The following is a 17,879-nucleotide window of genomic DNA, read 5'->3' on the forward strand; positions in this document are numbered from 1 at the left end:
GCCGATGTACCGTCGATGCTCGAGTTGCGCCCTCGTGCGCCCGGTCGAGTCGAGTTCATTCAGCCGTAACGGAGGAGAAGCATGTGCCCTGTAATCATCGACGTAGCGGAGCAAAAACGCCTCAACGACTCTCGTGAGGCGCAAGTGCCGTGGAAGAAGTGGGGGCCCTACCTCAGCGAGCGGCAGTGGGGAACGGTGCGAGAAGACTACAGCGATAACGGCGACGCCTGGAACTACTTCACTCATGACCATTCGCGCTCACGCGCCTACAAGTGGGGTGAGGACGGCCTGGGCGGGGTGTGCGACGACCAACAGCGGCTGTGCTTCGCGCTGGCACTCTGGAACGAACACGACGCAATATTGAAGGAGCGTCTCTTCGGCCTCACCAACAGTGAGGGCAATCATGGCGAGGACGTGAAGGAGTATTACTTCTACCTCGACAGCACGCCGACGCACTCGTACATGAAGTACCTCTACAAGTATCCGCAGCGTGAGTACCCGTACCGCGATCTGGTCGAGACTAATCGGCAAAGATCGCGAGGGGAAATGGAGTACGAATTGCTCGACACAGGCGTCTTCAGCGATGACCGCTATTTCGATGTGTTCGTGGAATACGCGAAGGCGGCTCCTGAAGACATCCTCGTGCGCATTTCCATTCACAACCGCGGACCGGAAGCAGCGCGACTGCGGGTCCTGCCGACGCTATGGTTCCGCAATACATGGTCGTGGGGCGAGGACGATCGTAAGCCCTCGCTGCACGAGGAAGGTCCCGGCGCCATTCGCGCCACGCATCACGATCTCGGCGAGTACTGGCTCCATTGCGAAGGCGCGCCGGAAACACTCTTCACCGAAAATGAGAGCAATGCGCAGCATCTATGGAATCAGCCGAACGCGTCACCCTATGTGAAGGATGCGTTCCACGCCTACGTCATCTCGGGGCAGCGCGACGCCGTAAATCCCGCCAGGACGGGGACCAAGGCCGCGGCCCATTACATGTGCGACATACCCGCCGGAGGCAGCGCGATCGTCCGCTTGCGCCTGGCGGCATCGAGACTGGACGACGCATTCGGCGGCTTCGATGAGACGTTCAATTGCCGCCTCGCCGATGCTAACGAGTTCTACGAGCGCATTGCGCCCAATTCGCTGACAGAAGATCAGCGCCGGGTGCACCGCCAGGCGTTGGCTGGAATGCTCTGGGGCAAGCAGTACTACTACTTCGACCTCGAACACTGGCTGCGCGAGCACGGAAGTCATCCGCTGCTCGACGCCGCTCGGGGCGATGTGCGCAATACCGAGTGGTTCCACATGCTGAACGCTGACGTGATCTCCATGCCGGACAAGTGGGAGTATCCGTGGTATGCGGCCTGGGACCTGGCCTTCCACACGATCACGCTGGCGCTCGTCGACTTCGATTTCGCCAAGGAGCAACTGCTGCTGATGCTGCGCAGCCTGTACGTCCATCCGAGCGGCCAGATTCCAGCCTACGAGTGGAACTTCAGCGACGTCAATCCGCCGGTGCATGCCGCCGCCACGCTCTGGCTGTACAAGTACGAAAAAGAACTGGGACGGGCCGACCCGCGTTTCCTGGAACGCGCGTTTCAGGGCTTGATGCTCAATTTCAACTGGTGGGTGAATCGCAAGGACCCTTCAGGTCGCAACGTTTTCGCCGGCGGCTTTCTGGGTCTCGACAACATAGGCGTGTTCGATCGCAGCGCGCAGCTCCCGACCGGCGGATCGCTCGAGCAGGCGGACGGGACGGCGTGGATGGCGTTCTACTGCCAGACCATGCTCGAGATGGCGATCAATCTGACCGAGCACGACTCGATGTACGAGGAAGTCGCTTTCAAGTTCGTCCAGCATTTCATGTGGATCGCCTATGCGATGGACCGGCGCGGCGAACATGAGGACGAGATGTGGGACGAGCAGGACGGCTTTTTCTATGATCTGCTGCGCCTCCCTGACGGCCGGACGACGCGTCTGAAGATCAGGTCGCTGGTGGGGCTGTTGCCGCTGTGTGCGACGACCGTGTTCGAAGCGCAGTCCGTTACGCGCTATCCGAAACTTGCGGAATTAATCGCGCAGTTTCGAAAGCGCTACCCCGAGTTGATCGCGCACGTTGCCCCGACTGACGCGGGCTTTATCGGCTACAAGGAGCGCAGGCTTCTGTCGATCCTGAACAAGCGCAAGCTCGAACGGGTGCTCGGCTACATGCTCGACGAGAACGAGTTCCTGGGGCCGCACGGCATCCGTTCGCTCTCCCGCTATCACCTGGACCATCCGTATGTGATTCAGGTCGGCTCACAGGAGTACAAGGTGCAGTACCTGCCGGCCGAATCGAATACCGGCATGTTCGGCGGCAATTCCAACTGGCGCGGTCCGGTGTGGATGCCGATCAACTTGCTGATCGTCCGCGCGCTGGTGAATCTGTACAGCTTTTTCGGCGACGATTTCAAGGTGGAATGCCCGACCGGGTCCGGGCAACGGATGACGCTCTTCGAAGTCTCACAGGAGCTCGTCCGCCGACTGACCGGTACATTCCTGCGCGATGCCGACGGCAAGCGGCCGGTCTATGGCGGAACGGACAAGTTCCAGAACGATCCTCACTGGCGCGACCTGATCCTCTTTTACGAGTACTTCCATGGTGACAATGGCGCGGGTCTCGGGGCCAGTCACCAGACGGGCTGGACGGGCCTCGTCGCCCCGCTCCTTGACCTGTTCGGGCGTGTAGACGCGAACACAGTCCTGGAAACCGACCGAGGGCGCGTGATAGCACGGGTCGTCAGGGAACAGGTGGGAGGCGAAGAAGCAGGCGAGAAGTGAGGAAAGGAAAATGGCCGACGTCCGCTACCCGATGCTCTACCAGATCAACACGCGCGTCTGGCTGACCGAGTTGTCCAGCACGCTCGGCCGGCGCGCAACGCTCGACGACATTCCCGACGCCGAGCTGGCTCAAATCGCCGGGAGAGGCTTCGACTGGGTCTGGCTGCTGAGCGTCTGGCAGACCGGCCCGGCCGCGCAGGCGATCTCGCGTGCGCATGCCGAATGGGGCCGCGAGTTCGCCGATACGCTGCCGGATCTTACGAACGACGACATCGCCGGCTCCGGGTACGCCATCCAGAGCTACACGGTCCATCGAGATCTGGGAGGTCCGGCGGCGCTCGTCCGGTTGAGGCGGCGGCTACAGGAACGCGGACTGAAGTTGATGCTCGACTTCGTGCCGAATCACATGGCGCCGGATCACGACTGGGTCGACGAGCATCCGGATTACTTTGTCCACGGCAGCGAGGCGGACCTCGCTCGCTCGCCGCGCAACTACTGCCGGGTGCAGACGAGGAACGGACCGCAGGTGTTCGCCTACGGCCGGGACCCCGGCTTCGACGGCTGGCCCGATACGCTGCAGCTCGACTACGGCAACCCGGCCTTGCAGCAGGCGATGATCGGCGAACTGGAGCGCATTGCCGGGCAATGCGCCGGCGTGCGCTGCGACATGGCCATGCTGGCGTTGCCCGACGTGTTCGAACGCACCTGGGGCATCCGGGCGGAGCCCTTCTGGCCGAAGGCAACCGAGGCCGTGCGGCGCGAGCATCCACATTTCCGGTTCATGGCAGAAGTGTATTGGGACCTGGAATGGACGATGCAGCAGCAGGGCTTCGACTATGTCTACGACAAGCAGCTCTACGACCGCTTGCGCGATGCGCACGCACCGCCGGTGCGCGAGCATCTGCGCGCCGGGCTCGACTACCAGGACAAGCTGGCCCGCTTCCTTGAAAACCACGACGAACCCCGGACCGCGGCGACGTTCGATGCCGATAGGCACGAGGCCGCGGCCATCATTACCTATCTCTCACCTGGCGTGCGCTTCTTTCAGCAGGGGCAGTTCGAGGGTCGCAGGAAACGCATTTCACCGCACCTCGTCCGGGCGCCACAAGAGCCAGTCGACGAAAGGATGCACGGCTTTTATGAGAACCTGATAGCGGTGTTGCGCCAGCCGGTCTTTCGAGACGGCACGTGGACCCTGCTTGAACGAGAGGCGGCGTGGGAAGGCAACTGGACCTCGGAATCCTTCATTGCGTGGTCCTGGCAGTGTGATGACGGTGAACGGCGACTCGTTGTCGTTAACTACGCCGGCAACCGGAGCCAATGCTACGTGAGAATCGCGTTTGCCGACCTCGCCGGCCGCACGGTGCGGCTCGCGGACATGATGGGGCCGCCCTGCTTCGATCGCGACGGAAACGAGCTCGTTTCGCGCGGTCTTTACCTGGACCTGCCGGCGTGGAGCTATCACGTCTTCGAAATGACTGCGTCGTGAGGGCCGAGTCAAGGGCAACGCACAAGACCGCTGCGAATGCGCGTTGCGGCCCGGCGTTTTCGGCCTGTCGGCGTTCGGCGGAAGGCGACCCTCTGCAGTCATACGCGACCGTGCTAGCATGACGACGGCTTCCAAGGCAATTCGGTCATCCGCTCACGCAAGGTCGACTTCGGATTGTTGGTCCGCCTGTCTGGCTTCAACTAAGATTGCCGCGCGGCGGCAGAAGCGATTGTCGCCGGACACTCGCCTGATACGGGCCGACGGCCACACAGGAACCTCTCGTGGAACAATTTGGTCATCTGCTCGTCGTAGCTTTGGTGCGCACTCTCTCGATACTTCCGTACCAATTGGTCGCAAGGCTTGGCAGCGCGATCGGCTCGGCCCTATATGCGCTTCCCAGCCGCCGCAAACATATAGTCCTTGTCAACCTGCACCTCTGCTTCCCGGAAAAGTCGGAACGTGAGTACGATGAGCTTGCGAGGGAACACTTCCGGCATGTGGTTCGCAGCTATCTCGAACGAGGCGTTCAATGGTTTGGTAGCGCAGAAAGGATCAGAAAGCTCGTCCAGGTCGAAAGCGCGATTGATCTCGAAGACAGGAATGCCCCGCCCACGATCTTTATGGGGTTTCATTTCGTGGGTATCGAGATCGGATGCCTGCTTTACTCACTGAAGATGCCTGCCGCTTCCTTGTACACGCACATGTCAAACACGCGCCTTTGCGATTTGGCCCGACGGCAGCGCGGCCGATTCGGCGCAGAGATGATCGAGCGTTCGACAAGCGCCAGGAAGATCGTGAGACTCCTTCACGAGGGCAAGTCGGTCATGCTTGCTGCGGATATGGACCATGGTATCGAAAACTCTGTCTTTGTGCCCTTTTTTGGCGTCCCTGCGTGCACGCTGACTTCTGTTTCGCGACTTGCGACAATCGGGCGGGCGCGCGTTGTGCCGTTTGTCACAGAGGTACTGCCGGATTTCAAAGGGTATAAGTTGAGCGTTTTTGCGCCGCTCAGCGATTTCCCATCGGGAAGCGACACAAATGATGCGCGTACCATGAATGCGTTTCTCGAGACCCAGATACTGAAATTCCCTGCCCAGTATTACTGGGTGCATCGACGCTTCAAACATCGTCCAGAGGGCATGCCAGCGGTATATTGATTGTGCGCTGCGCCCGGCTCGTTTTTATATTGCCTGCGGGCCATCGAAACTGGCATAGGAGGCCGAAACTGGCCGCCGCACCGGTCGCCGAGGCGACGGACACCGTGGGCGTACGAAAGTCCATTGCCTGGACGGAGCAGACGTTCGAACGTCTGCATGAAAGCGCGAGCCAACGTCCGTAGGTGGCCGGTTGCAGAAGATGGAATCTCTCATCGGGCCGGAGTCTTCCACGACCATCACGCTAACTTCCGCAAACGACCTATTCGGACGTTAGACATGTCGACTCGAGTGCCCGCCTTATCCATCGGTTCAGCCGTTCACTCACGCGCAAAGATCGCACTGCGTGAACCACCGTCGTGTTAGACCCCGTCAGGAAACCAGAACGTAGCGATTCTTTCCGTGACGCTTAGCTTCGTAAAGTCCTTGATCGGCGACCTTGAAGATTTCAGTGAGACTTAGCGTCTTGTTAAATCTGGATATTCCAATGCTGACGGTTACGACGTGAGTCGAAATCCGTAGCTTCGCAACGCTATCGCAGAGATGCGTCGCAAAAGCGCACGCTGCGCCTTCTCCACCTGAAAACACGACGCCGAATTCTTCGCCTCCAAAAGGCGTCCATGGGCATGCATCTGCGCGTGCTGGTCGATAAGAGTGGCAACGGCCACCAGCACCTCGTCTCCAACGTCGTGACCCGAGGTGTCGTTGATGCGTTTAAAATCGTCGATGTCAATCAGTAGCAAATAGAAATCATTATTCGCCGAGCGCGCATGGTAATCCCGCATGGCCTCCATCAAGCTTCGACGATTATCGATCCCTGTCAGCGAGTCTTTAAACGCAAGCTTGATCAACTCTCTTTGAACCAGAAATGTACGTTTCCTTTCCCGGACGAAAAGGCAACTGAGCAATAACCCGAGAGCGATCCCCGACAAAACAAAAAGAACTATCCAGCCCGAGTCCCTGGAGTTGGTAATGAAACCAACTCTGCCATAAGAAATGATGAACCAGACCGCAACCGCGCTCGCAAGGTAACTATAGTAATCGGCGAACACCGGAGCCATGCCTACCGTAATCAAAATACCCATTGGCATGATCCAGATGTCAGGATTCAGTGTTCCGCTAGCATTGCTGTGGAAGCCAAATGCTACAGCCGCAGCACACACGAAGCAGCCGATCGAATTGACCCATACTTGCCGCGCGAAATACGTCGTTGCCGTACCGATCAGCATCCCAGTCAACGCAATGACCGTATACGTTCTGTCAAACGTGGTGCCGGGGTTCGCGAAAACCCTCGACAACATCCAGCCAAAAATTCCGAAAATCTGCACCCGAACGGCGAGATGGCGCAGGCCGAGAGCTGAGCTTCGCCAAAACAGCCGCTTCTCGGAAGCATCATGAAAGGTGATGTCCCGCTCCAACGACCTGATTTTATGGACAAACCGCATGGCCTGACCCTGGTGTCCGTGCGGCGCCTGATTGATTTGGCATATGACAAATATAAAGTGGGGGCATCGGTCCGGTCTTACCTGTCACCTGCACTGCTAACCCAGCGTCAACTGCTGCCCAGGATTGCGTTCAGATGATCAGGGGCTCCGGAAACTACAAATTGCAACCGTGTATCGACCATGCAACCGTGTATCGACCATTTGGGGAAGAACCTTAAGGGCATCCGAACATCTGGTTGATCATTTCAGCACTGTAGCAAATCGATATCGCTCAAATGATCCATCTCGCAGCTGGCAGTTTTAACCAGCGCGATGTTCGGGTGACATACCCTCCGGCCAGCGGTCTCCGTGCAAAATCGCACCGACCGTGCTGTGGATGACTCTTCGTGGACGCAGAGCCCATACGAACGTTGAGGCTCTCCTAAGCTGCATGCGGCGAATTCGCTCAGTGCAAGCGCGTGTAGATTGCGGCGGTGCCATCACGGACCGGTCGGGATGCCTGGCAGTGACATCGCGCGGCCCGCTAAACGACTGTACCTTCAGGCTGGCGCGTTGCATACCACCCCGCCCTCGCCCGTTTCGCGCGGCCCTCGTCCGCGCAATACAGCTGCGAAGCCAGCATCGGTATGCTGCGTGGAGATCTGGTCGCCGCTCAAAGAATAAGGGTAGCCAGGGGCCGCATAGCGTGGCCGTCCGCCCTCTGGCCGGACGCATGCCCAAGCCCGCATCACACGCTCTGCAGATCAAACGGCGTCGACCTCAAGCGCTTGCCGGTCAGTCTAAAGATCGCATTCGCCACCGCGGGCGCAACTGAGGGACTCGACAGTTCTCCCACGCCACCCGGTTTGCTCAAATCGCCCTGCACGATCTGTATTTCGATCTCTGGCATATCGCTCATCCGCATCACTCGATACGTGTCGAAGTTCTTCTGCACGACCTGACCGTGGCGGATGTCGATACGATCCGCGCTCGCATGCCCGAGCCCCCACATCAACCCGCCATACAATTGTTCTTCAACGCCGCCAGGGGATACCGCGAGCCCGCAGTCGGCCACGCAGGTCAGTTTCTCCACGACAAGCGCATTGCCCTTGCGCGCCACCTGCGCCACGACGGCAACGTAACTGTCGTAGGCCTGATTGGTCGAAAGGCCGAGCGCGACGCCAGCCGGCAACGTCTTGCCCCAACCCGCACGGGCGGCTGCTTCACGCAACACGGCAGCGTGACGCGGGCGGTCGTGCATGTGCGCAAGCCGGAACTCGAGCGGGTCACGCTTGCCCGCATACGCGGCTTCATCCATAAACGATTCGACTGCAAACACGTTCGGAATATAGCTAACCGCGCGATACCAGCCGGTCGGCACGCCAGTCTCATGCCGAACCCAGCCGATATCCAGATGCGGCGCTCGGTACGAAAACTCATCCCGGTTGATCGCCTCGGTGGTGCTGTAGTCCATCCGGTCGGGTCGATCGAAATAGCCGGGCTCCCACTGTTCCGGCGAAGCGGGCATCACGGCGCGCAGTTGCAGTGTGATCAGATTCCCGTGGTCATCCAGTGCGCCCTTCACGCGGTGATAGCTCGCAGAGTGATAAAACATCGCGCACATTTCATCTTCACGGCTATTCATCAGCTTGACCGGTCTGCCGGTCTTCAACGCCAGCCACGTGACTTCGAACAACCAGTACTTCGATTCGCGCGAACCAAAGCTGCCACCCGATACCAACTCGTGAATCGTGACGCGCTCGACCGGAATGCCACCGATGACGTCAGCGGCCTCCTGCGCGGTCGACGGCACCTGTATGCCGCCCCAGTATGCAATGCCGCCATCCTTCACCCATGCGGTGACGTTGATCGGCTCAAGCGGATTCTGCGCCATATAGGGCATCGAGTATGACGCTTCAACCAGATGCGCCATAGGCGGCCACGCGTCTTGCGCATCGCCATTGCAAATCGTCGGCACGACATGCGCGGTGGGGTCGTCGAGCCATGCAGCCTGACGCTCGGCAAGCGTGCCGCTGTCGAAGGTTTCGAACGGGCTATCTTCCCATTCAACGTGCAATGCGGCCCGGCCCTGATGAGCGGACCAGTAGTCGTCGGCAAGCACGGCGACGCCAGCCTGATTGCCGCCCAGCAGGTCCGGTCTTCCGGGAATCTCCAGCACTTGACGCACACCGGGCACGGCGAGCGTAGCCTTCGGATCGAAGCTGCGCACACGCGCATCAATCACCGGTGCGCGCGTGACCACAGCGACCAGCATGTCAGGCAACGCGACATCGATGCTGTATGGAAACGCACCGCGCGCTTTCTCGGCTGCGCCGCGCTTCTTCTGTATCTTGCCGATGTATTTAAATTGTGCCTGGTCTTTCAGCACCACGTTCGCCGGCGCAGGCAGACTGGCTGCAAGCTGTGCGAAGGAACCGTAATTCGCGCGCCTGCCCGTGATCTGATTGACGACGTAGCCGTTATCAGTCGAGCAATCGGCGGGCGACACGTTCCATTGCTTCGCCGCGGCCGATATCAGCATTGCACGAGCGGTGGCCCCTGCGTGTCGCAGACGATCGTATTCGAGCGCCACGCTCGTACTGCCGCCGGTCGAAAAAACTTTCCACAATGGATGAATGTACGCCGCGTAAAACGGATTCTCCGGCGTGATCACGTCGACGCGAAACGGATCGACATCGAGTTCTTCCGCAACGAGCGCCGCAAGGGCCGTGCGCGTGCCGGTGCCTGAATCGTGCTTGTGGACCACCAGCTTGATCGTATCGTCGGGCAGCACGCGGACCCATGCGTTCGGTTCGAACTCACCGGGTTGCGGCGCGGGATCGCCACTCGTCGATGCAATGTTCGCTTGCGCATCGGGCAAATGAAAGCCCACGGCAATGCCGGCGGCCAGCAGCGCGGAACCCTGCTTCAGAAAGCGGCGACGCGCGGCATCGGGATTACGGTCCAGCTTCAGAGAGGCGTTGCGCATTCAAGCCTCCCCACTCATTGTCGTATCTTTGGTTTCACTCGACGCGGCGCGTTTGATCGCGCGACGAATCCGCGAATACGTACCGCAGCGGCATATGTTGCCCGACATCGCGGCGGCGATGGTGTCGTCATTGACGCTCGGCTTGCCGTTGAGAAACGCCGCCGCCGACATCAACTGCCCCGACTGACAGTAGCCGCACTGCGGGACGTCCTCGGCTACCCAGGCAAGCTGCAACGGATGCGTGCCATCCGGCGACAGCCCTTCGATGGTGGTGATATGCCGGGCCGCCACTGCCGCGATCGGCAACAGGCACGACCGGACCGCTTCGCCTTCGAGATGCACTGTACAGGCGCCGCAGAAGCCGCCCCCGCAACCGAACTTTGTACCGGTCAGGTGCAGCCGGTCGCGCAGCACCCACAGCAGGGGCATGTCTTCCGGTACATTGTCGAGCGAGTGTCGCGTGTCGTTGACCACGATTTCGATCATGTGCTGTCTCCTAAGGTATCGTTGTGCATCACACTCCGTAGGACTTAACGTTGCACCTTGTGCCCTAGGGACGGCCGTGCGGCTGCGTCCATTATTGAAAGTCAGGCGACGACACGCCAGCGACGATTTCTTCACTCACCCGTAAGTCCGGCTAACAGACATGTTCAAACGCTACCCGTCGATCCAGTCGATGCAAGCCTTCCTGCATGCAGCAAAGGTCGGCAGCTTTTCGAGCGCGGCACGACAGCTCTCGCTTACGCACAGTGCGATCAGTCAGCAGATTCGCACGCTCGAAGAATTCGTTGGCCAGCCGTTGTTCGCGCGCGAAAGCGGCCGCGTCGTGCTAACCGACGCCGGCGTGCTGTTGGCGAATCAACTGGCGGATAGCTTCGAACAGATCGACCGCGCGCTTTCTTCCGTCAAAGAACGCAAAGTCGCGCAGCCTGTCACCGTAGACGTGGACCCCGAACTCGCGCAAAACTGGCTGGTGGCGCGCTTGCCGGCTTTGCTTGACGCGCTCGCGGGGGTTCCGGTCACGTTGCTGTCCACACCACGCCATGAGCGCGGCGCCTTCGAACGAGTCGATATTGCGCTGCGTTATGGCTACGGCGAATGGGACGGTTTCGAAAACGCGCTGATCTGCGGCGATCGCTTAACCGTGATGGGCTCGCCGGAGTTGCTGCGTCAGCGCGGCATGAGCGCGCCGCTCACACCGGAGCAGATTCTTGCTTTGCCGCTGCTGGGCTATACGAAGCGCTCGTGGATTCCCTGGCTGGCTGCCGCCGATATGCCGGAAGTTGAGCCGCATGCGGTCGCCGTATTCGACAATGCCGCGAGTTTAATCGCCGCGGCCACGGCAGGCGTGGGAGCCGGCCTCGCCCGCGGCCTGCTTGCTGCAGATGCACAACGCGACGGCAAGCTGATCGCATTGACTTCCATTGCCATCCCCACGCATTACAACCTATACGCGGTATGGCCGCGTGACAGGACCGATCGCGTCGCACCGCTTATCGAAGCGGTCCGGCAACTGGTCCAGCAAACGACGGGCACTGAATGAGCCCACTGAACCTGATGAGCGTAAAGAACCTAAGGAGCCGGGTGGACCGCGGGCAGCGCGGCCGCCGCTTCGCGCACCGTCTCAAGGAAAATCCCTAACACCGGCGAGCGGTCATCCGCGCGATACCGCGCATGCAACGCCACTTGCGGTGCAGGTTCAGCGAGACGCACAAACACCACGCCCCCGGTGGACAACTGCCGCGCCGAGGACGGCAGCAGTGCCACGCCCATGTTTTCCCGCACCAGACACAGCAGCGTATGTACCTCGACGACCTCCTGTTCGATCCGAGGTGTAAACCCTGCCTCTACACAGCAGTCCTGCAGAAAACGCGCGAGTTGCGACTGCTGCAAGCCAAACGAAACAAAACGCTCCGCCTCCAGTTCGCGTAACGCAATCTCCTTGCGCCCCGCGAGCGGGTGATCGGCAGGCAGCGCCACCACGGCCTGTTCTCGCATCACCACTTCGCTGCGAATCTCCGGATCCTCATGCGAGACCCGAAAGAAACACACGTCGAGCCGGTGCTCTTTCAGCGCCAGAATCTGCGCGGCGGGAGTCATCTCATGCAGGCGCCATCGCACCTGCGGATGCTTCTCTGCAAATACGCGCAGCGCCCGCGGAATCGGCTCGACCATCACGGAGCTGATGATGCCGATCTCCAGACTCCCCACTTCGCCGCGCCCCGCGCAACGAGTGAGATCGATCGCACGTTCGAACTGGGCGAAGATGAGCGGCACCTGCTCCTTAAGTGTTTTCCCTGCTTCCGTGAGGTCGACCCGGTGTTGCGAGCGGACAAACAGTGCCGTGCCCATCTCCTCTTCCAGAATGCGAATCTGCTGGCTGAGAGGCGGCTGGGAAATGTGCAGCCGTGCGGCTGCGCGGCCGAAATGCAGTTCGTCGGCAAGCACCGCGAAATAACGCAACAGCCGGATGTCCATATCGGGAACGTATCAAGATCGTGGTTAAAAAATATTGTACAGAGCGTTTTTATCTTGTGAGACTGCATCTCAAGCAGCAGTGCACATCAGTGTGACACTCGATGCCGGCGAGGGGAAGGCGCACCAACACTGCGCCTTGCAAAGGGCCGCATGGGCAAGCCCGTCAGGGCTCCGTTCCATCGATGCGCCTGCCCGCGATCCGGTAACTGGATACGCCAGTTCCTCTCAAGGAGATCGAGTACATGATCATCGACACCAGCTGTTATCCGACCAATCTGGTCGACCTCGCCTGGCGCCACGACGGCGAGCCATTTTCCGGCGAGCGTCTGATCAAAGTGATGGACGGCCCATACATCATCAACGGCAAGCCGCGCCGCATCGACAAGGCATTCATTCAACCGCCGCAAGGCAATACGATCTATACGTGGACCGATGGCGAACGTTCGGGGCGCGAGTCGATTGACGACTACATGGCCTACACGGTGGAAATGACGCAGAAATATCCCGACCGCCTGCTTGGCTGCTTCGTCTACAACCCACGTTGCGGTCCTGAGAACGGCGCCGAAGCGATTGAGTTCTATGCGAAAGAGCACGGTTTCCAGATGGTGCAACTGCAGGCCAACATGCATGCATACCGTCCAGACCGCGCACTCGACTGGCTGCGCCCTGCGCTGCGCAAATGCGCGGACCTCGGTCTACTGGTCAAGCTGCATACCGGCGACGGCCCGTACAGCATTCCTTCCGAATGGTATCCGCTGATCCGCGAATTTCCGTCCGTGAATTTCATCATGGCGCACTTCGGAGTACAGACGGGTGGTGTCTATTGTTTCGAGCCGTATCAGATGGCGCTCGATACCCCGAACGTGTTCTGCGAATCGAGCTGGTGCCTGCAATCACGCATCGTCGAGTTTGCGAAGGTCTTGCCGACGCACAAGATTCTCTACGGCTCCGACACACCGCCGAACGAACCCGGCATGTGGCTGCGTCTGCTCGAAGTGCTTTGCCACGAGCCGCCGCAGGGTCTGAACCTGGACGAAGACACGCTGGAGGATTACCTCGGCAACAACCTGGCGCGAATGATCGGTCTAGAAACAAGCGCGCCGCCGCGGAGCGTTGAAGAAGCCCAAGCCTATCTGAAACAACATGCCGGCCTCGCGACACAGCAGGCCCAGGCAGCCTACGCGGGAGCCCGCTAATGATCATCGACACTCACCTGCATCCGACCAACCTCGTCGACGAAGCGTGGCGCCATACCGGCGAACCGTTCACCGGCGAACGCCTTCTGAAGATGATGGACGGTCCGTACATCATCAACGGCAAGCCGCGCCGTATCGACATGGGCTTTATCCAGCCGCCGCCTGGTAACACGGGGTATCGCGACGGCAATCGCCGCGGCCGCGAAGGCATTCGCGACTATATGTCGTATATCGCCGAACTGACGCAGAAGTACCCCGATCGTTTCATCGGCAACTTCACCTACAACCCGCGTTGGGGCCCGGAAAACGGCGCGGCCGAACTCGAATTCCATGTGAAGGAGTACGGCTTCAAGATGCTCAAGCTGCACGCAAACATGCACGGTTACCGTCCTGACCGCGCGCTCGACTGGTTGCGTCCGGCGATGAAGAAATGCGCGGAACTGGGTGTAGTCGTGCTGATTCACACTGGCGACGGGCCGTACACGATACCGACGCAGTTCTACCCGATCATTCGCGAGTTCCCGATGGTGAATTTCATTATCGGTCACTTCGGCATCCAGACGGGCGGCAACTACTCGTTCGAAGCGTTCTGGATGGCAATGGACACGCCTAACGTGTATTGCGAATCAGGATGGTGCTTTCAGTCGCGCATTGTCGAGTTTGCCCGTGAACTGCCGCGCAACAAGATTGTGTTCGGCACCGACTCGCCGCCGAACGAGCCTGGCATGTGGTTGCGCGAACTCGAGATGCTGTGCGGCCCCGCACCGCAAGGGATGGATCTCGACGAAGACGGCCTCGAAGACTACATGGGCAACAACATTGCCCGTCTGGTAGGCATCGAGCCGACCAGGCCGCCCAAAGATCTCGCGGAAGCGGAGAAGCGTTTGAAGGCAACGTACGTGAGCGAAGCGACCCAGCCCGCTTGACGTCGTCCGGCAGGCGCGGCCCATGCTGCGCCTCTTCCCTTGGCCTGCGCCTACGCAGTGCGGCTTTAGATGGAGCCTCTTATGGCCAATAGCCTTTTCCGCGAAACGCAGGACTTTCATCGTTTCGCGCACGCGTATCGCGAGCAGTTTCCCGATGACGTCCTGACGCTGAAGGGATCACTGTCCGCCGATCAGGACGTGACCGCCGTGGTGGCTGAACTCGCGGCCCGCGGTCGTCATGAGATGCTGATGTGCGAGCGCGTGAACGGTATCGATACGCCGCTTGTGACAAACTTCTTTGCCTCACGGACACGGATTGCCCGCTTGTTTGGCGTCCCGGCATCCAGTCTGTTCGAGGCGTACCAGCAGTGTGCCAATGCGCCGCTGGCACCGCGCATTGTCGCAAGCGGCCCGGTCCTCGATCAGGTGATCGAAGGCGATGCAGTCGATCTGACGCAACTGCCCATGATCCGTCACTTCGATAGCGACCGCGGTCCTTACATCACCAACGCAGTGATTGTCGCCGAAGACCCGGTGACGGGCATCGCCAACCTCAGCTATCACCGCTCGATGCGACACGCGCGCAATGCCCTCGCGACGAGCCTGCATTCACGCGGACACCTGTGGCGTATGCTGCAAACAGCGCAAGCGCGCGGCGACACCTTGAAGGTGGCGATGGTCGTGGGTGCGCATCCTTTGTTTATGCTGGCCGCGTCGGCTCGTGTACCGTTTGGCACCGACGAGCGGGCCATTGCAGGTGGTTTGTTCGGCGCGCCGCTCGACGTGGTGCGTACGCCGCGCTACGGCATCGGCGTACCCGCTGCGGCCGAGTTCGTGCTGGAAGGCAGCATCGATCCCGACGCACATGCTGAAGAAGGCCCCTTCGGCGAATTCACCGGTTACTCGTCGGACCGCTCCACCAACAACGTGCTGCGCGTCGACACCATGATGCGGCGCAACGATGCGTGGCTCGTCGACGTGGTCGGCGGTCCTTACGCCGAGCACCTGACACTCGCCCGTCTGCCGCGCGAAGCGGAAATGAGCGAGAAACTGAAAGCGCGCTTTCCTGCGGTGGTTGCGCTGCATTATCCGAACTCCGGCACACACTTTCATTGCTATGTTGCGCTGAATCAGACGCGCGACGGCGAAGCACGCCAGATCATGCTGGCGCTACTTGGCTGGGATCCTTACCTGAAGAACGTGGTGGCGGTGGATGGCGATATCGACATCACCGATGACGCGCAAGTGCTGTGGGCCATCGCCACGCATTTCCAGCCACACCAGGACGTGTTGATGATCGATGGGCTGCCGGGCAGTCCGCTCGACCCGTCTTCATCCGCAACCGGCACGACCTCGCGCATGGGTATCGATGCCACACGCGGGGCACAATTCGAAGGTCTCCGCGCAAGGATCAGTGAGCGTGCGATGCATCAGGCTAAGGAAATTCTGGCGCACATTGCAAACACGAATACAAACACCAACGCAAGCGGAGCCCAGCGATGAACGCCCGCTCTTATCACGGCACGCGCCGGATGGTGGTGGGCATCAGCGGCGCATCCGGCTTCATCTATGGCGTACGCCTGTTGCAATTGCTGGCTGAACTCGACATCGAAACGCATCTGACGATCTCGCGCAGCGCCATGCTGACGATGGTCCACGAGACGGATTACAAGCTAACCGACGTCACCTCGCTCGCGGATTTCACCTATCGTTGCGACGACATGGCCGCGGCCGTTTCGAGCGGATCGTTTCGCACGCTCGGCATGATCGTCGCACCGTGCTCGATGAAAACGCTGGCCGAAATCGCGACCGGCATGTCGTCGAGCCTCATTTCGCGCGCGGCGGATGTGACATTGAAAGAGCGCCGCCCACTCGTGTTACTGGCGCGTGAAGCCCCTTATACGCTGGCGCATTTGCGCAACATGAGCGCTGTCACCGAGATGGGCGGTATTGTCGCGCCGCCGGTGCCAGCCTTCTATGCCCGCCCCCTTTCGCTCGATCACATGATCGACCACACCCTTGGCCGGGTGCTCGACCTGTTCGGATTGGAGGCAGGGGTGGTTCGGCGTTGGGGCAAGCACGAACAGGCCGTCGTATGAATGCAGGCACGTAGTTCGAACATGAGCGGCAACCACACATGGGACCGGAGTAAGCGCTAAAGCGCTAAGTCTGGTCGACACAGGAGACAGACATGACGCATATTCACACCACCCACCACGATGTCCCGAAGATTCCCGTCACGGTATTGACGGGTTTTCTCGGCGCCGGCAAGACCACTCTCCTGAACTACATCCTGCGCGAGAAGCACGGCCGCAAGATTGCCGTGATCGAGAACGAGTTCGGTGAAATCGGCATCGATGGCGGCCTCGTGCTGGAGTCGACCGAAGAGATCTACGAGATGACAAATGGTTGTATCTGTTGTGTCGGTGCGGTGCGCGAGGACCTCGTGCGCATCGTCCGGACGCTGCTCGACCGTCCCGAGCGGCTCGATCACATCATTGTGGAAACCAGTGGTCTCGCCGACCCGTATCCGGTCGCGCAGACCTTCTTCATCGACGATCCAATCGCACAGCAAGTCTCGCTCGATGCGGTCGTGACGATGGTCGACGCAAAGCATATCGCGGCGCACCTCGATGACCTGGTGCTCGACGGGACGGACAACCAGGCCGTCGATCAGCTTGTCTGCGCGGACCGGATTGTGATCAACAAGGTGGATCTGGTGACCGAGGCCGACATCGTGTCCTTGACGCAGCGAATCCGTGGGCTCAACGCAACCGCGGAGATCGTCAGGTCAAGCTACGCGCAGATCGATCTGGACCGGATCCTCGGTGTGGGCGCCTCGGAGTTTTCACAAATCCTGGTGGAGACGGACGGGCTGCACGGCGCTGATCATCATGAGCACAACGACGATGGCCACGCTCATCACGACACACACGAACCGCATGCCAGCCATGACGAACACGACGATCACGATGATCACGCGCACGCGGACCATGACGACCACGTGCACGACGCGAGCGTGTCCTCAGTCGGAATCGAGGTCGACGCCGACATAGATATTCATGCGTTGCAAAAATGGTTGGCCGAACTGCGCACCAGCGATGCCGCGAATCTGTTCCGCATGAAGGGAATCCTTGCCGTGCGAGGCCAGCCATACCGCTACGTGCTGCAGGGCGTGCATGCCGTCATTGAGTTGCGTGCGGCGCAGGCATGGGACAGCGAACCGCGCACCTGCCGCATCGTTTTCATCGGCCGCGATCTCGATCGCGCCGCGTTGACCGACCGCTTCCACGCCTGTCTTGCCGTGCCGGTTGCGGCCTGACGGGTGCAATGCTCGGCGCGCGATGTGACGCTGCGGGCAACGTCCCGCGGCGCGCTCCGATCGAAACGATAATCTGGAGAC

14 protein-coding genes are annotated in these 17,879 nt (G+C 60.2%); 9 read left to right on the forward strand and 5 right to left on the reverse strand.

Features of this window, described 5'->3' with window-relative positions:
- Positions 1 to 81: 81 nt before the first annotated feature.
- The 3 genes from WCA85_RS30520 (at position 82) to WCA85_RS30530 (ending at position 5,466) form a co-directional block, all read left to right on the forward strand.
- Positions 82 to 2,820, forward strand: a complete 2,739-nt coding sequence (locus WCA85_RS30520; RefSeq protein WP_424068645.1) for an MGH1-like glycoside hydrolase domain-containing protein — start codon at positions 82 to 84, stop codon at positions 2,818 to 2,820.
- A gap of 10 nt (positions 2,821 to 2,830) precedes the next feature.
- Positions 2,831 to 4,309, forward strand: coding sequence for an alpha-amylase family glycosyl hydrolase (locus WCA85_RS30525; RefSeq protein WP_424068648.1), 1,479 nt, complete (start codon positions 2,831 to 2,833; stop codon positions 4,307 to 4,309).
- Between the two features lie 281 nt (positions 4,310 to 4,590).
- Positions 4,591 to 5,466: a lipid A biosynthesis lauroyl acyltransferase gene (locus WCA85_RS30530; RefSeq protein ID WP_424068650.1), complete on the forward strand. Its 876-nt coding sequence runs from the start codon at positions 4,591 to 4,593 to the stop codon at positions 5,464 to 5,466.
- 369 nt (positions 5,467 to 5,835) lie between these two features.
- Here WCA85_RS30530 and WCA85_RS30535 read toward each other — a convergent pair whose 3' ends face one another.
- The 4 genes from WCA85_RS30535 to WCA85_RS30550 form a co-directional block, all read right to left on the reverse strand.
- Positions 5,836 to 6,051: a GGDEF domain-containing protein gene (locus WCA85_RS30535; protein WP_424068652.1), complete on the reverse strand. Its 216-nt coding sequence runs from the start codon at positions 6,049 to 6,051 to the stop codon at positions 5,836 to 5,838.
- Positions 5,961 to 6,908: a GGDEF domain-containing protein gene (locus tag WCA85_RS30540; protein WP_424068654.1), complete on the reverse strand. Its 948-nt coding sequence runs from the start codon at positions 6,906 to 6,908 to the stop codon at positions 5,961 to 5,963. Before WCA85_RS30540 ends, WCA85_RS30535 begins: the two co-directional genes overlap by 91 nt.
- Positions 6,909 to 7,635: 727 nt before the next feature.
- On the reverse strand, positions 7,636 to 9,876 hold the full coding sequence (locus tag WCA85_RS30545) for a molybdopterin cofactor-binding domain-containing protein (protein ID WP_424068656.1): 2,241 nt from the start codon (positions 9,874 to 9,876) through the stop codon (positions 7,636 to 7,638).
- A complete protein-coding gene (locus tag WCA85_RS30550; RefSeq protein WP_424068658.1) occupies positions 9,877 to 10,362 on the reverse strand; it encodes a (2Fe-2S)-binding protein in 486 nt (161 codons plus the stop codon).
- A 160-nt stretch (positions 10,363 to 10,522) separates the two neighbouring features.
- On the opposite strand from WCA85_RS30550, the gene WCA85_RS30555 reads away from it, so the two are divergent.
- The gene (locus WCA85_RS30555; RefSeq protein WP_424068660.1) at positions 10,523 to 11,419 is read left to right on the forward strand and encodes a LysR substrate-binding domain-containing protein; all 897 of its coding nucleotides are present in this window, start codon (positions 10,523 to 10,525) and stop codon (positions 11,417 to 11,419) included.
- 29 nt (positions 11,420 to 11,448) lie between these two features.
- On the opposite strand, the gene WCA85_RS30560 is transcribed toward WCA85_RS30555, so the two are convergent.
- Positions 11,449 to 12,354 carry a LysR substrate-binding domain-containing protein gene (locus WCA85_RS30560; protein ID WP_424068662.1) on the reverse strand — a complete coding sequence of 302 codons (906 nt, stop codon included), beginning with the start codon at positions 12,352 to 12,354 and terminating at the stop codon, positions 11,449 to 11,451.
- 242 nt (positions 12,355 to 12,596) lie between these two features.
- On the opposite strand from WCA85_RS30560, the gene WCA85_RS30565 reads away from it, so the two are divergent.
- The 5 genes from WCA85_RS30565 to WCA85_RS30585 all read left to right on the forward strand — a co-directional run bounded on the left by WCA85_RS30565 (position 12,597) and on the right by WCA85_RS30585 (position 17,798).
- Entirely contained in the window at positions 12,597 to 13,550 is a 954-nt protein-coding gene (locus WCA85_RS30565; RefSeq protein WP_424068664.1) for an amidohydrolase family protein, read from the forward strand.
- Positions 13,550 to 14,476, forward strand: a complete 927-nt coding sequence (locus WCA85_RS30570) for an amidohydrolase family protein (RefSeq protein WP_424068666.1) — start codon at positions 13,550 to 13,552, stop codon at positions 14,474 to 14,476. The genes WCA85_RS30565 and WCA85_RS30570 overlap by 1 nt, the downstream gene beginning before the upstream one ends.
- Positions 14,477 to 14,557: 81 nt before the next feature.
- Positions 14,558 to 15,979, forward strand: a complete 1,422-nt coding sequence (locus WCA85_RS30575; protein WP_424068668.1) for a UbiD family decarboxylase — start codon at positions 14,558 to 14,560, stop codon at positions 15,977 to 15,979.
- Positions 15,976 to 16,575 carry a UbiX family flavin prenyltransferase gene (locus WCA85_RS30580; protein ID WP_424068670.1) on the forward strand — a complete coding sequence of 200 codons (600 nt, stop codon included), beginning with the start codon at positions 15,976 to 15,978 and terminating at the stop codon, positions 16,573 to 16,575. The genes WCA85_RS30575 and WCA85_RS30580 overlap by 4 nt, the downstream gene beginning before the upstream one ends.
- Positions 16,576 to 16,667: 92 nt before the next feature.
- Positions 16,668 to 17,798, forward strand: a complete 1,131-nt coding sequence (locus WCA85_RS30585; RefSeq protein WP_424068672.1) for a CobW family GTP-binding protein — start codon at positions 16,668 to 16,670, stop codon at positions 17,796 to 17,798.
- Positions 17,799 to 17,879: the final 81 nt, after the last annotated feature.

The sequence above is a fragment of the Paraburkholderia sp. genome, from assembly GCF_049581445.1.
GTDB lineage: Bacteria > Pseudomonadota > Gammaproteobacteria > Burkholderiales > Burkholderiaceae > Paraburkholderia.